General features: G+C 66.9%; 15 protein-coding genes. 7 read left to right on the top strand and 8 right to left on the bottom strand.

Translation table 11 applies throughout. The features are described 5' to 3' along the window. Window positions 1-3 precede the first annotated feature (3 nt). Complete coding sequence (locus ACQY4K_RS09435; RefSeq protein ID WP_428395506.1) at window positions 4-2,286, bottom strand: FdhF/YdeP family oxidoreductase; 2,283 nt, start codon at window positions 2,284-2,286, stop codon at window positions 4-6. Between the two features lie 130 nt (window positions 2,287-2,416). Between ACQY4K_RS09435 and ACQY4K_RS09440 the strand changes: the two genes are divergently transcribed. Next, complete coding sequence (locus tag ACQY4K_RS09440; RefSeq protein WP_428395508.1) at window positions 2,417-2,635, top strand: hypothetical protein; 219 nt, start codon at window positions 2,417-2,419, stop codon at window positions 2,633-2,635. On the opposite strand, the gene ACQY4K_RS09445 is transcribed toward ACQY4K_RS09440, so the two are convergent. The 3 genes from ACQY4K_RS09445 to gmk form a co-directional block, all read right to left on the bottom strand. After that, complete coding sequence (locus tag ACQY4K_RS09445) at window positions 2,636-4,129, bottom strand: replicative DNA helicase (RefSeq protein WP_428395510.1); 1,494 nt, start codon at window positions 4,127-4,129, stop codon at window positions 2,636-2,638. Between the two features lie 134 nt (window positions 4,130-4,263). Beyond that, window positions 4,264-5,724 carry a D-glycero-beta-D-manno-heptose-7-phosphate kinase gene (gene rfaE1, locus ACQY4K_RS09450; RefSeq protein WP_428396042.1) on the bottom strand — a complete coding sequence of 487 codons (1,461 nt, stop codon included), beginning with the start codon at window positions 5,722-5,724 and terminating at the stop codon, window positions 4,264-4,266. Beyond that, window positions 5,724-6,368, bottom strand: a complete 645-nt coding sequence (gmk, locus tag ACQY4K_RS09455) for a guanylate kinase (protein ID WP_428395512.1) — start codon at window positions 6,366-6,368, stop codon at window positions 5,724-5,726. The genes rfaE1 and gmk overlap by 1 nt, the downstream gene beginning before the upstream one ends. A gap of 88 nt (window positions 6,369-6,456) precedes the next feature. Here gmk and ACQY4K_RS09460 point away from each other — a divergent pair, with 88 nt between their 5' ends. Continuing rightward, window positions 6,457-7,482 carry an aldo/keto reductase gene (locus ACQY4K_RS09460; protein ID WP_428395514.1) on the top strand — a complete coding sequence of 342 codons (1,026 nt, stop codon included), beginning with the start codon at window positions 6,457-6,459 and terminating at the stop codon, window positions 7,480-7,482. Between the two features lie 46 nt (window positions 7,483-7,528). On the opposite strand, the gene rsmD is transcribed toward ACQY4K_RS09460, so the two are convergent. From rsmD to ACQY4K_RS09475, 3 genes are read right to left on the bottom strand one after another with little or no spacing between them, the layout of a single operon-like run. Next, on the bottom strand, window positions 7,529-8,086 hold the full coding sequence (rsmD, locus tag ACQY4K_RS09465) for a 16S rRNA (guanine(966)-N(2))-methyltransferase RsmD (protein WP_428395516.1): 558 nt from the start codon (window positions 8,084-8,086) through the stop codon (window positions 7,529-7,531). Between the two features lie 6 nt (window positions 8,087-8,092). Further along, window positions 8,093-8,848 (bottom strand): pseudouridine synthase, encoded by a 756-nt coding sequence (locus ACQY4K_RS09470; protein ID WP_428395518.1) that lies wholly within the window; start codon window positions 8,846-8,848, stop codon window positions 8,093-8,095. Next, on the bottom strand, window positions 8,845-9,567 hold the full coding sequence (locus ACQY4K_RS09475) for a gamma-glutamyl-gamma-aminobutyrate hydrolase family protein (RefSeq protein WP_428395520.1): 723 nt from the start codon (window positions 9,565-9,567) through the stop codon (window positions 8,845-8,847). Before ACQY4K_RS09475 ends, ACQY4K_RS09470 begins: the two co-directional genes overlap by 4 nt. A gap of 59 nt (window positions 9,568-9,626) precedes the next feature. On the opposite strand from ACQY4K_RS09475, the gene ACQY4K_RS09480 reads away from it, so the two are divergent. Further along, the gene (locus tag ACQY4K_RS09480) at window positions 9,627-10,097 is read left to right on the top strand and encodes a nucleoside deaminase (protein ID WP_428395522.1); all 471 of its coding nucleotides are present in this window, start codon (window positions 9,627-9,629) and stop codon (window positions 10,095-10,097) included. Between the two features lie 129 nt (window positions 10,098-10,226). Then, window positions 10,227-11,810, top strand: coding sequence for a Do family serine endopeptidase (locus ACQY4K_RS09485; protein WP_428396044.1), 1,584 nt, complete (start codon window positions 10,227-10,229; stop codon window positions 11,808-11,810). An 18-nt stretch (window positions 11,811-11,828) separates the two neighbouring features. Here ACQY4K_RS09485 and ACQY4K_RS09490 read toward each other — a convergent pair whose 3' ends face one another. After that, complete coding sequence (locus ACQY4K_RS09490; protein WP_428395524.1) at window positions 11,829-12,077, bottom strand: hypothetical protein; 249 nt, start codon at window positions 12,075-12,077, stop codon at window positions 11,829-11,831. A gap of 81 nt (window positions 12,078-12,158) precedes the next feature. Here ACQY4K_RS09490 and ACQY4K_RS09495 point away from each other — a divergent pair, with 81 nt between their 5' ends. The 3 genes from ACQY4K_RS09495 to msrA all read left to right on the top strand — a co-directional run bounded on the left by ACQY4K_RS09495 (window position 12,159) and on the right by msrA (window position 14,203). Beyond that, window positions 12,159-12,905 (top strand): dienelactone hydrolase family protein, encoded by a 747-nt coding sequence (locus tag ACQY4K_RS09495; RefSeq protein WP_428395526.1) that lies wholly within the window; start codon window positions 12,159-12,161, stop codon window positions 12,903-12,905. A 108-nt stretch (window positions 12,906-13,013) separates the two neighbouring features. Next, window positions 13,014-13,499 carry a peptide-methionine (R)-S-oxide reductase MsrB gene (gene msrB, locus ACQY4K_RS09500; RefSeq protein ID WP_428395528.1) on the top strand — a complete coding sequence of 162 codons (486 nt, stop codon included), beginning with the start codon at window positions 13,014-13,016 and terminating at the stop codon, window positions 13,497-13,499. Then, complete coding sequence (gene msrA, locus ACQY4K_RS09505; protein ID WP_428395530.1) at window positions 13,496-14,203, top strand: peptide-methionine (S)-S-oxide reductase MsrA; 708 nt, start codon at window positions 13,496-13,498, stop codon at window positions 14,201-14,203. Before msrB ends, msrA begins: the two co-directional genes overlap by 4 nt. The last annotated feature ends 25 nt before the right edge of the window (window positions 14,204-14,228 follow it).

The following is a 14,228-nucleotide window of genomic DNA, read 5'->3' on the forward strand; positions in this document are numbered from 1 at the left end:
TTCTCAGGCGGGCAGGCGATGCACCCGCACCGGGATCGATTTCGAGGCCGGCGTCTTGCTGCCCGTGGCATAGTGCCAGATCGGGATCAGAACGTTGGCTTCTGGGAAGTAGGTGCCGATGCAGCCGACCGGCACATCGTAGGGAACCACACGCAAGCCGGGCAGTTCGCGGGCAATGTCGTCCTTCGCCTCCGTGGCGAGGGTGACGATTTCTCCGTCGCGCAGACCCAGCCGTTCGATGTCGTCGCGGTGCATCAGCACCACCATGCGGGTGCCTTTGATGCCGCGAAAGCGGTCGTCATAGCCATAGACGGTGGTGTTGAACTGGTCGTTGCTGCGCAGGGTCATCATGCGCAACACGTCGGGGTCCAGCTCGGGCATGCCGGGATCCTCGATCAGGCTCTCCGGTGTGACGAAGTTGGCCTTCTTGGTGTCGGTCTGCCATTGCCGCTCGCGGGCCGCAATCGGACGATGAAAGCCGCCCGGCTCCCACATGCGACGATCATAATCATGGAACACCTCCGGATAGGTCTTCCCGATCGCGGCCCGAATTTGGCTGTAGTCGGCTGCCCAGGCGTCCCAGGGCACCTTGGCGTTGGCGCCCCCGACGGTGGCTTTCGCCATCCGAATCACCAGATCCACCTCGCCGAGCAGGTGCCGGCTTGCCGGCGTGCGTATACCGCGCGAGCCGTGCACGCAGGCCAGGCTGTCCTCCATCGACAGCGACTGCGGCAGTCCGCCCTGCGAATCGACCTCGATTCGGCTCTTCACCGGCAGGATGTAGCTGATTTCGCCATGCACCAGATGGCTGCGGTTGAGCTTGGTGGCGATGTTCACGGTTAGACGGATCTTGCGCCAGGCCGGCTCCATGCGGCCGTGATCCGGGATCGCACGGACGAAGTTACCGCCCAACATGACGAAGGCGCGGATCTTGCCTTCGAGGATCCGCTCGCAGGCTTCAACCGTATTGAGCCCGGTTTCGCGCGGCGGCTCGAAGCCGTACTGCTCGGCCAGCCGGTCCATCGGCACCAGCTCGGGCTTCTCGGAGATGCCGACGGTGCGCTGGCCCTGCACGTTGGAGTGGCCGCGCACCGGGCAGACGCCGGCACCCGGTTTGCCGATATTGCCACGCAGCAGCAGCAGGTTGACCACCATCCGCACGGTATCGACGCCGGCTTCGTGCTGGGTCAAACCCATGCCGTAGATCGCGATCGCGGATCCCGCGCGCGCGTAGATCTGGGCGGTCGACTCCATTGCCGCGCGCGCGAGACCCGACTGGCGCTCCAACGCCTCCCACTGCTGCGTGCCGAGCCAGGCGATGAAGCCATCAAGCCCGTGCGTGTGCTCGGCGATGAACGCATGGTCGATCCCATCCATCGCAACGAGCGCCTTGCAGATCCCGCTCAGTGCCGCGAGGTCGCCGCCGGTGCGGACCTGATGATAGTGCGAACTGATCCGGGTCGAGGCGCCGCTGAGCATCTCAGTGGGCGATTGCGGATTGAGGAACCGCTCCAACCCGCGCTCACGCAGCGGGTTGTAGGTGATGATCGGCACGCCGCGCTCGGCCGCCGCCTGCAGCGGATGCAGCATGCGCGGGCTATTGCTGCCCGGGTTCTGGCCGAAGAACAGGATGCATTCGGTGTGGGCGAAATCGTCCAGGGTGACGGTGCCGACCGGCACGCCGATGCTCTGCGGCAGTGCCACCGAGGTGGTCTCGTGGCACATGTTCGAGCTGTCCGGCAGGTTGTTGTTGCCGTAGAGGCGCGCGAACAGGCCATAGACATAGCTCGCCTCGTTCGAGGTGCGCCCGGAGCTGTAGAACACGGTGTCGCGCTTGTCCTCGACCGCGCGCAGTTCGCGTCCGATCTCCTCGAAGGCGGCCTCCCACGACACCGGCCGATAGGTGTCGGAGGCGGCATCGTAGCGCACCGGATGGGTCAGCCGTCCGGTCTGTTCGAGCTGGTATTCATCCCAGCCCAGCAGTTCGGTGACGGTGTTGCGGGCCAGGAACTCTGGCGTGCAGCGATGACTGGTGAGGTCCCAGGCAGTGGCCTTGACGCCGTTCTCGCAGAACTCAAAGGCGAGCGGCTTGGCCGGCTTCGACCAGGCGCAACTGACGCATTGATAGCCATCGACCTTGTTCTGACGCAGCAGGGTCAGCGCGCCGCTGCCGACCACCCCCTCGCGACGCAGGATGTTGACCACCGAGCGCGCGGAGCCCCAGCCGCCGGATGGCATCTCATAAGGCTTGAAGGAAACGGGTGGGGGTGACGCTGGACGATCCATTGCTGCGGCTCCGGTTGCAATGATGCTCCCCTGTCAAGAACGCTGGCGGCGGGGGGTTTCCAGCACCGTCCAAGCGCAACCCGTATTTGCCCTGAGGTGTTGGCCTCTAATTGACCCTCAGGAGCGCGCCATGGTCGGCAAGGACTACATGCTTGAACAGCCGCCAGCGCCGCCGGCGTGGAGGCAGTTTATCGATCTCGAAGTCATCCCGGCCTGCGCCAATGCTTTCGGGGCGGCGGAAGGCGTGCTCGAGCGCATTGCGGTGCAAGGCAGGACGCGCCCGCTTGGTGCGCTGCGGGTGGCGTTCGGCATCGGCATGGGGCTCGGCACGCTGCTCCGCCGTCGGTAATCAGCCTCTGATGCTTTCGTGCACCAGATCGATGTCGGTGAAGCGGAAAAACTCCCCCTCGAAATACAGATCTAGCTTGCCGGTCGGGCCGTGCCGCTGCTTCTCCAGCAGCAGCTCCGCCTTGTTGTGCACCTGCTCCATGTCGCGCTGCCACTTGTCCAATGCGGTCTGGTACTTGTCCTCACTGTCATAGGCCATCTGCTTGGGGGCGCGCTGTTGCAGGTAGTACTCGTCGCGATAGATGAACATCACCGCGTCCGCGTCCTGCTCGATCGAGCCTGACTCGCGCAGGTCCGAGAGCTGCGGCCGCTTATCCTCGCGGCTCTCCACCGAGCGAGACAGCTGGCTCAGCGCCAGGACCGGCACCTCCAGCTCCTTGGCGATCGCCTTAAGCCCCTGGGTGATTTGGCTCACCTCCTGCACCCGGCTCTCCGGGCGTGTGCCGACCGTGGGCCGCATCAGTTGCAGGTAGTCCACCACCACCAGGCTCAGCCCCTTGGTGCGGGCCAGCCTGCGGCAGCGGGTGCGCATCGCCGACAACGTGAGCGCCGGGGTGTCGTCGATATGCAGCGGCAGGCTGGCCAGCTCGCGCGAGACCTGGATGAAGCGGTCGAACTCGCGCTGGCCGATCTCGCCGCGGCGTATCCGCTCGCCGGAGACGCGGCTCTCCTCGGACAGCAGACGGGTCGCGAGCTGCTCGGCGCTCATCTCCAGCGAGAAGATCGCAACGGACCCCTTGGTCTCGGCCCCCTTCGCCTGCGACTCCGCCATCAGCGCGCGCGCGGCGCCAAACGCGATCTTCATGGCCAGCGCGCTCTTGCCCATGCCGGGCCGGCCGGCCAGGATCAGCAGGTCGGAGGCGTGCATTCCACCCGTTTTTTTGTCGAGGTCGCGCAGGCCGGTGGTCAGGCCGGCAACCGCGCCTGAACGGTGAAAGGCGCGCTCGGCGATGGTGATGGCATCGGTGAGCGCACGCTCGAAGGTGATGAAGCCGCCATCCTGGCCACGATCGGTGGCAAGCTTGAACAGTGCCTCCTCGCCCGCCTCGATCTGCTTTGCGCCGTCCAGCTCCGGCTCGGCGCCGAACGCGTTGTTGACCACGGTCTCGCCGATATCGATCAACTGCCGTCGCAGCCAGGCATCGTGAATGGCACGGCCATACTCGCCGGCATTGATGATGCCGACCATCGCCGTCAGCAACTGCCCGAGATAGGCGGCACCCCCGACCTCGTCGAGCAGTCCGGAATGCTCGAATTCGGCGCGCAAGGTCACTGCATCGGCGAGCTGCCCCGCCTCGACGCGGCGCGTGATCGCCTGGAAGATGCGGCCATGCAGCGCATCGGCGAAATGCTCGGGTGCGAGAAACTCGCTGACCCGGTCATAGGCCTTGTTGTTGGCGAGCAACGCGCCAAGCAACGCCTGCTCAGCCTGCGCATTGGACGGCGGCAGCCTTTGCGAGAGGCCGAATATGCCTTTGGGTTCGATCTGGTTCACGCGCCCACCCTAGACCCTGGGGCGCTTCTCACCAGCCTCCCTTAGCCTGTGGATTGCGGGGAAGCTGGGGCTAAGCAAGGCCAAAGGCTCTGCCTCTGGACACCGGCAAAGGCAAGCCTTTGCAATCCTTTAATTCACTGGGTTGGGTCTGGGGCAGAGCGGATTCGCGCAATCGCCGCGGTGGTGGATTGCTCGGCCACCAGCGGCGCCAGCACCAGCTTGCCGCCGGCTTCCTGCACCAAGTCGGCGCCCACCACCTCGCCTGGCGCGTAGTCAGCCCCTTTGACCAGCACGTCGGGCAGCAGCGCGCGGATCAGGTCGAGTGGTGTGTCCTCGTCGAAGCAGACGACGCAATCGACGTGCCGGATCGCCGCGATCACCTCGGCGCGCGCCGATACCCGGTTGATCGGGCGGCCGGCACCCTTCAGCCGGCGCACGCTGTCGTCGGTGTTCAGCGCCACCACCAGGCGGTCGCATTCCGCGCGCGCTGCCGCCAGCAGCGCCACATGGCCGGAATGGAGGATGTCAAAGCAGCCGTTGGTGAAGCCGACCCGCAGCCCCTGCGCCTTCCAGCGTGCGCGCAGGCTTTGTGCATGGGACACGGTCGCCAGCACCATCGGGCCCGGGTGCTCGCCGAACTGCCGGTCGAGCAGATCGAGCTCCTGCATCACCTCGACGATGTCGGCGGTGGCGGTGCCGAGCTTGCCGACCACCACGCCGGCCGCGGCGTTGGCGATCCGCATCGCCTGCGCCATTGACCGGCCGCCGCCATGCGCCAAGGCAAGGGCCGCGATCACCGTGTCGCCGGCGCCGGACACGTCGAACACCTCGCGCGCCCGCGCCGGCACCGACAGCACCGCGCCGTCTCGCTCGACCAGCATCATGCCCTTCTCCGAGCGGGTCGCCAGGATGGCGCTCGCACCGGACTGCCGCATTACCCGACGCGCCGCCTCGGTGACCTGCTCCTCATCCTCGGCCGGCAGGCCGGCGGCGGCGGCCAGCTCGCGGGCGTTGGGCGTAATGCAGGTGGCACCCTGATAGCGCGAGAAGTCCTGGCTCTTCGGGTCGACGAACACCGCAATGCCCCGCGCCGCAGCACGAGCGATCGCGTGGGCGATCACGCGCGGCCCGCAGACCCCCTTGCCGTAATCCGACAGTACCAGAACCGCCGCGCCGCCGATATGCTCGTCGATGGCCGCGATCAGCGCGCGCTCCTCGTCGGCTTGCAGCGCCAGCCGGCTCTCCTCGTCGGTGCGCACCACCTGCTGATGGGCGGCGATGAGGCGGGTCTTGCAAATCGTCGGTCGCGCAGGCGTTGCCACCAGCCCGGAGACGGCGCAGCCCTGGGCCGCGATGATCGCCCGCAGCGCCGTCCCGGCCGTATCCTCGCCGAGCAGCCCGACCAGCACCGCGCGGCCGCCGAGTGAGAGGATGTTGCTGGCGACGTTCCCAACCCCGCCGGCCATCTCGCGTGTTCGTGTCAGGCGCAGCACGCCGACCGGGGCTTCGGGCGAAATCCGCTCCATCTCGCCATAGACGAAGCGGTCGAGCATCACGTCGCCGACGCACAGCACGGAAATCGCCGAAAAGTCCATCATGCCCCAAAGCTCGCCACCAATCGGCGGACGGGGTGCTGGCGCGGCGTGCGCAGCCGGGCCGCGTGCAGCACCGCGCGCGCCTCGCGCACCGAGCGGTCGAGCTCGCTATTGACGATCACATGGTCGAACTCGTCCCAGTGCGCGACCTCGTCGCGGGCCGCGCGCATCCGTCTGCCGATCTCCTGCGGATCGTCGGAGGCACGCGTGCGCAGCCGCTGCTCAAGCACATCGAGCGAAGGCGGCAACACGAACAGACCGACGACGTCCTCGGGCAATGCCGCACGCATCTGCCGGTGGCCCTGCCAGTCGATGTCGAACACCATGTCGTGGCCGGCGGCGAGCCAGTCCTCGACCGGAGCGCGCGGCGTGCCGTAGCCGCGGCCGAACACGTCCGCCCATTCCAGCAGCGCACCACCTTGCGCCATTGCGTCGAATTCCTCGCGCGTGCGGAAAAAATAATGCACGCCTTCGACCTCGCCAGCACGCGAAGGCCGCGTGGTGACGCTGACCGAATGCTTCAGCTCCGGCTCGGTCGCACACAGCGCCTCGGCGATGGTGCTCTTGCCGGCCCCGGAGGGCGCGGACAGCACCAGGCAGACACCTCGTCGGGTTGTGGGCAGAGGGTCTGGCTCGTCAGTCATGGTCCGCACCTTATCCGAAAGTGTCTTACGGCGAACCATCCGCCAGGCGGCGCGTCATGCCGGGGTATCGAAAAGCGAGGAGTGTCGCATGGAACAGAGATATCTCGGCCGCTCCGGCTTCAGGGTGCCGGTGCTCAGCCTCGGCACCGGCACCTTCGGCGGCAGCAACGAGTTCTTCCGCGCCTGGGGCGACACCGACGTCAAGGGCGCCACCCGGCTGGTGGATATCTGCCTCGAGGCCGGGTTGAACATGTTCGACAGCGCCGACATCTATTCGGCAGGTGCCGCCGAGGAGGTGCTCGCCGGGGCAATCCAGGGGCGACGCGACAAGGTCATCATCTCGACCAAGGCGACCTTCCGCGCCGGCGACGGGCCGAACGATGTCGGTTCCTCGCGCTTCCACCTGATCGAGGCGGCCGAGCGTGCGCTCAAGCGGCTTGGCACCGACCATATCGACCTGTTCCAGTTGCATGGCTACGACGCCAGGACGCCGGCCGAGGAGACCCTGACCGCGCTCGACGATCTCGTCCGCGCTGGTAAGATCCGCTATATCGGGGTCTCGAACTGGTCCGGTTGGCACCTGATGAAGGCGCTGAGCCTCTCGGAGCGCCATAACCTGACCCGCTATGTGGCGCACCAGGCGTACTATTCCCTGGTCGGTCGCGACTACGAGTGGGAGTTGATGCCGCTCGGCATTGAGCAGGGTGTCGGCGCCGTTGTCTGGAGTCCGCTCGGCTGGGGCCGGCTCACCGGCAAAATCCGTCGCGGCCAGCCGCTGCCCGAGGGCTCGCGGCTGCACAAGACCGCCGCCATGGGACCGCCGGTGCCGGACGAGCACGTCTTTACCGTGGTCGAGGCGATCGACCGCATCGCCGACGAGACCGGTAAGACCGTGCCGCAGATCGCGCTCAACTGGGTGTTGCAGCGCCCGACCGTGGCCAACGTCATCGTCGGCGCCCGCAACGAGGAGCAGCTTCGCCAGAACCTCGGCGCCGTGGGCTGGAACCTCACCGCCGCGCAGGTTGCGTCCCTGGATGCGGCGAGCGCCGTGACCATACCCTACCCGTACTGGCACCAGGCCAGCTTCGCCGAGCGCAACCCGCCACCGGTTTGAGCGCAATCTAAGGCAAGAGCCCCGGCTATGTTTCACGTGAAACAATCTACAGGCTGCCGAGCCGCCATACCGAGAGCCGTGCGGCACCATGGTGGCGCTCGGCGAGGAGGGTGTCCGGGGGAACCGGCGGGTCTTCGTCTCGCGCTGTCTCGGCGACGATGAGGGCGCCGGCCGCAATCCAGCCGCTATGCCGCAACGCCGGCAGCGCGCGAGCAATCAGGTCCTGACGATAGGGTGGGTCGAGAAGCACCAAGCTGCGCGCACCATGCGGTCCTGGCGGCGACGGCCGGGTCGAATCCACGCCCACGATCGAGCGCGCCGAGGCACCGAGTGCTTCGATATTGGCGTGCAGACAGTGCCGCGCGGCCGGATCGGTCTCGAAAAACGCCGCGTTGGGCGCGCCACGCGACAGCGCCTCCAGGCCAAGTGCGCCGGTGCCGGCAAAGGCATCCAGGACGGTGCAGTCAGGCCAGGGGACCGACCATGGCGCATGGGTGAGCATGTCGAATAGGGCTTGGCGGACCCGGTCGGCGGTCGGCCGCGTCGATGCTGATTTGGTTGTCACGAGCGGGCGTCCGCGCCAGGTGCCGGCGACAATACGCACGGGCACTCAGCGACGTGGCGCCGGGCCGAGGCCTGCGATCTGCTCGCGCAGCACCTTGCCCGGCACCTCCTCCAGCTCCCTGCGCCCGAGCGATCCGAGCGGAAATGGGCCGTAGGCCGTGCGGATCAGGCGCGAGACATGCAGGTTCAGGCTCGCCATGACACGCCGGATTTCCCGGTTGCGGCCTTCCCGCAAAGCCACGGTGAGCCAGGCATTGTCGCCCTTGCGGCCGTCCAGACCGGCCTCGATCGGACCGTAGCGCACGCCCTCGATCGTTGGACCCTCGCTCAACGCCGCCAGTTGCCGCTCGTCGACGACGCCGAACACGCGCACCCGGTAGCGCCGGAGCCAGCCGTTGGCCGGCAATTCGAGGCGCCGCGCCAGGCCGCCGTCATTGGTCAGCAAAAGCAGGCCCTCGCTGTTCAGATCGAGCCGGCCGATGCTGACTACCCGCGGCAGGCCGGGCGGCAGGGAGGCAAACACCGTCGCCCTGCCCTGTGGATCGCGATGCGTGGTGACCAGGCCGTCCGGCTTGTGGTAGCGCCACAGCCGGGCGCGATCCGGCGGCTCGACCGGACTGCCATCGACCAGCACGAGGTCGCCCGGCTGCACGAAGCTCGCCGGGTGGCTGACGACATTGTTGTTCAGCACGACCCGCGACTGCTCGAGCATCTTCTCGGCATCCCGTCTGCTGGCGACACCCGCGCGGGCCAGCCATTTCGCAATGCGTTCGCCGCGTGACTCTTCGGCTTGCGGGCTCATCGGCGCGTCGCCGCCTCCACCAGCGCCTCGAACACGCGCGCGTCACCCGGATCGATCAGGAACTCCGGATGCCATTGCAGCCCGAGACAGAACCGCAAGCTTGGGTCCTCGATGCCCTCGATGACGCCGTCCGGCGCGCGGGCGTTGATCCTTGCGCGTCCGGGATCGCGCACCGCTTGATGGTGCGATGAATTCACCTGCATCGTCTCGGCGCCGACGATGCGGTGCAGCGTCGTGCCCGGCAGCACGCTGACCACATGCCCCGGCTGATGGCGCGGGTTCGGCTGTTCGTGCGGCAGGGCATCCGGCAGTTCGTCCGGAATATGCTGGATCAGGCTGCCGCCGAATGCCACCGCCAGCAGCTGCTGGCCGCCGCAGATCCCCAACGTCGGCAGGTCGCGTGCGAGGGCCGCGCGCAGCAAAGCAAGTTCGGCCGCCGTGCGGGCGGCCTTGAGACTGATAGTTTCGTGGGCGGCACCGCCGCCATAGAGCGCGGGATCCACATCGAAGGCGCCCCCGGTGACCACCAGGCCGTCGAGGCGTTCGATCAAGTCATCGGCGCGTGCCGCATGATGCGCCAATGCCACCGGCAGACCGCCGGCATCGGCGATGCTGTCCATGTAGTTCTCGCGCAGAGCATACCAGGGGTAGGCGGAATAGCCGGAGCCGGACGCTTCGCTGTCCAGGGTAACGCCGATCATTGGCCGCAAGGATGTCATGCGGCTGTAGCTAGGGCAAAACTCGCCCGGGCGGAAACGGGTTGTTGGGAGCGGCCGGAATGGATGAACAGGCAGGTCAGATCGTGCGGTTTCCGATGGCGCTGGCCCTGGAGCAGGCGCGGGCGGCGTCAGTGCGCGGCGAAGTTCCAGTGGGAGCCGCGGTGCTGGCCCCGGATGGCACCCTCCTGGCCAGCGCCGGCAACCAGATACAGGCGCTGCATGACGCCTCCGCCCATGCCGAACTGCTTGCCATGCGCGCGGCCGCGGCGCGCATCGGCAGCCCGCGGCTTGCCGGCTGCACCTTGGTGGCAAGCCTCGAGCCATGCCCAATGTGCGCCGGGGCGGCGTCGCATTTCCGGATTGCGCGACTCGTCTTTGGCGCCTACGACGCCAAGGGAGGCGGCGTCGAGCATGGCCCGCGGCTGTTCGCGCAACCAGGCTGCCTGCACCGGCCGATCGTCAGCGGCGGCGTACGGGAGGCTGAGTCCGCGGCACTGCTGCGGGAATTTTTCGAAAACCGGCGCGGCTAACCAAGGTTTCATCGGCGCGTAGTGCTGCGGTGCGGCGCACCGGCCCATATAGCCCCTATCTACCTTATTCAAACCCGCATGCCGATGAACAGGAAAATCATGCCAATGAAGTCTGGTTCCGACACTCCGATGCCCGCCACGGTTTCCAGCCGCGCCGGACGCCGCTCGGGTCGTGCCGCACTGGTCGCCGTCCTCGTGGCCGGCTCGACCTTGGGTGGTTTCACCGCCGGCAGCTTCGACACGCGCCCAGCTTTCGCGCAAGGCAACGCGGCTCAAAGCGGTGCGATCACCCCGCAGATGAAGTCCGGGCAGCTGCCGAACTTCGTTGGCCTCGTCAAGCAGGTCACGCCCGCGGTGGTTTCGATCACGTCGATCCTCAAGCCAGGCGCGCTCGAGGACGAGCAGGGCGGCGGGGGCGGCATGCAAGGCGGAGGCGGCATGCAGGGTGGCCAGCAACAGATGCCCTTTCCGTTCGGCTTCCCGTTCCAGATGCCCCAAGCCAACCCGCATCAGGTCATTGAGGCGCGCGGCTCGGGCTTTATCATTTCCGCGGACGGTGACGTCGTCACCAACAATCACGTCGTTAAGGACGCCAAGTCGGTCACCGTGACCCTGAGTGACGGCACCACCCTGCCGGCAAAGATCGTGGGCACCGATGCGCGCACCGACCTTGCCCTGCTGCACATCAAGCGCGCCGAAGAGTTCCCCTTCATCCAGCTCGGCAACTCCGCCGATGTCGAGCCTGGCGAATGGGTCGTGGCTGTCGGCAACCCGTTCGGTCTGGGCGGTACTGTCACGGCGGGCATCGTCTCGGCACTCGGCCGCAACATCGGCGACGGTCCCTACGACTCCTTCCTGCAGGTCGACGCGCCGATTAATCGCGGCAACTCGGGCGGCCCACTCTTCACCCAGAACGGCAAGGTGGTCGGCGTCAACACCGCGATCATCACCCCTACGGGCGGCTCCGTCGGCATCGGGTTCGCGATCCCATCCAACACCGTCCGTGAGATCGTGGCGCAACTCAAGGCGCATGGTAAGGTCACCCGCGGGTTTCTGGGCGTGACGGCACAGGAGATCACGCCAGCCATGGCGAAGGCATTGGCGCTGCCGAACTCGATCGGCAATCCGCCAAACGGCGCACTGGTCGCTGACGTCACATCCAAATCTCCGGCCCAGAATGCCGGAGTCAAGCCGGGCGATGTGATCACCGCGGTCAACGGCACGAGAATCAAGAACCCGCGCGAACTGGCGGTCGACATCGCTGGCGTCGCTCCCGGAAGCAAAGCCAAGCTCTCAGTCCTGCGCAACGGCAAGGACGAGACGCTCACCGCGTCGATCGTCAAGCTCGGCGAGAATTCGGGGTCGCAATCGGGATCCGGCAACGAGGAGTCGAACAGCCACGAATCGATCGGCGTCGGGCTTGCAGCACTTACCGATGATCTGCGCCAGCAACTCGGTGTCGATGACAGCGTGCGCGGCGCCGTAGTGCAGACCGTCAAGCCCGACTCGCCCGCCGATCAGGCCGGGATTCGGCCCGGCGACATCATCGTGGGTGTGGGCGACCATTCCGTTGCCTCACCGCATGAGGCAGTCAATGACGTGCACACCGCGCTGAGCCACGACAAAACAGTGGCCCTTCGCATCCTGCGCGACGGCCAGAGCCTGTTCGTCGCGGTGTCTCCCGGCGGCTCGGACCAGAACGACCAGGGCTGATCCGACCGGGCCATGGCGTCAGCTATGGCCCACCTGCCCGTGTGACATCTGGGCGAACAGCGCGCCACGCATTTCGCTGGCGCAGCGGGTGAGGCTGGCGAACAGGCGCAAGGCATCAACGCCGCCCTGATCGGCGACGGTGCCTTGCGCCATCTCGTCTGCCAGCGCCTCGGCGCGACTGGCGACAATGTTGATCGCCCGGTCCAGCGCCGCCCGCGCCAACGCCAGCTGGTTGGTCTCGTCGAGTGTCTCCCACCGTATGTCCACCGCACCCACGCCCAGAAATGTTGTCCAGGCAGCATGCGCCAAAGAGATTAAGCTTCGGTTTCCGCTTTTGGAGACAAATGAATGATCATCAGGAGCGACGAGGTCGCCGATGTGGCGACACCAACCGGCTCAATGCGGCTGCATGTAGTGCGGCCGGCGCTGCCCGGGCACTTCGGCGGCGTGGTGTTGTTCTCGGAAATCTATCAGGTCACCGACCCGATCCGCCGGCTCGCCGCATTCGTGGCCGGCCTCGGACACGTCGTTGCAGTGCCGGAGATCTATCACGAATACGAGACCGCCGGCACCGCCCTCGCCTACGATCCCGCCGGCACCGAACGCGGCAATGCGCTGAAATACACCAAGCCCATCGCCGCGTTCGATGATGACGCCCGCGCCGCTCTGTCATTCCTGGAGGAGCATCCGGCCTGTTCCGGCCGGCTCGCCAGCATGGGCGTCTGTCTCGGCGGCCATCTCGCTTTTCGCGCCGCCCTCGATCCGCGCGTCCGCGCCGCTGCCTGCTTTTATGCGACCGACCTGCACTCCGGCACGCTTGGCGCAACGAAGCAGGACGACAGCCTCGCGCGCATCGGCGAACTCAGCGCCGATACGCTGTTCGTCTGGGGTCGCCACGACCCACATGTGCCGTTCGCCGGGCGACAATTGCTGCGCGAGCGGCTCGAAGAAGCGGGCGCACGCTATGAGTGGCATGAGGTGGAAGCCGCGCACGCGTTCCTGCGCGATGAGGGGCCGCGCTACGATCCGGCCTTGTTGCTCGCCGCGATCACCTGGTTGCAGGCGCTGTTCGCCCGTACCATCGCTCTTGCCTGAACGGTTCGTGTAACCTCCGTCCGTGCGCCGCCGAATATCTGTTTGTGCCTGCATCCGCCGGTTCCCGGCGCCCGTGTACTCCATGAGGGACTTTGGAGAGTGAGACCCATGACAACGCGCCGAATGCTGTTGGCGACCGCCGCTGGCCTGGGCGTCAGCGCCGCTGCCTGGTCCTGGCCGGCCACCGCGCTGCCGGCGCCGCCGTTCCGCTTGACCCAGGCGCAATGGCGCGCCCGGCTCACACCCGAGCAGTTCGAAATCCTCCGGCAAGCGGGCACCGAGATGCCGTTCTCCAGCCGGCTGGACATGAACTACAAGCCCGGACGCTACGATTGCGTCGGCTGCGGCCAGAAGCTCTATTCCTCGAAGACCAAGTACGACAGTCATACTGGCTGGCCCTCGTTCTACGCGCCGCTGCCGAACGCGGTGCAGCGCAGCGCCGACGGCAGCCTGGGCATGGAGCGCACCGAGGTGCATTGCGCCAACTGCGGGGGCCATCTCGGCCACGTGTTCGATGACGGACCCAAGCCTACCGGGCTGCGCTATTGCATGAATGGGGTCGCTCTACACTTCGTCCCGGGAGCCGTGGCATGAAGCGAATCACGCAACTCGCGATGCTGGCGCCCCTGCTCGCGGGCGGGCTTCTGCTCGCCGGGCCCCGCCTTCACGCAGACGAAGCTCCACGCATGCTGCCGGCGCCCAAGCTCACGCAGCCGCCAGCACCCGCTGGCCTGCAATCCGTGGTATTGTCAGGCGGCTGCTTCTGGGGCGTGCAGGGCGTATTCGAGCACGTCAAGGGCGTGCGCGAAGCCCTCTCCGGCTATACCGGCGGCAAGGCCGACACCGCCGACTACGAGACGGTCAGCACCGGCACCACTGGCCACGCGGAGTCGGTCAAGGTCACTTACGACCCAAGCCAGATCACCTATGGCCAGATCCTGCAAATCTTCTTCTCGGTGGCCCTCGATCCGACCCAGGTGGGCGGCCAGGGCCCCGATACCGGCTCGCAATACCGCTCCGAAATCTGGACCAACAGCCCGGAGCAGGCGAAGGTCGCGCGCGCCTACATCGCCCAGCTCGACCAGGCGCACGCCTTCTCCGCCCGGATTGTCACCCGCGTCGACCCGCTCGGCGGCTTCTATCCGGCGGAGCACTACCACCAGAACTATCTGGCGCTGCATCCCGACGCCCCCTACATCGCCTTCAACGACATCCCGAAGGTCGAGGCGCTGCAAAAACTGTATCCCGAGGACTGGCGGGCGCAACCGAAGCTCGTTGGTGGACAACCACCCGCTTAAGAAGCTGGATGCCATGCCTCTGAGA

Origin of the sequence: Lichenicoccus sp., assembly GCF_965276875.1 — a bacterium.
Taxonomy (GTDB): domain Bacteria; phylum Pseudomonadota; class Alphaproteobacteria; order Acetobacterales; family Acetobacteraceae; genus Lichenicoccus.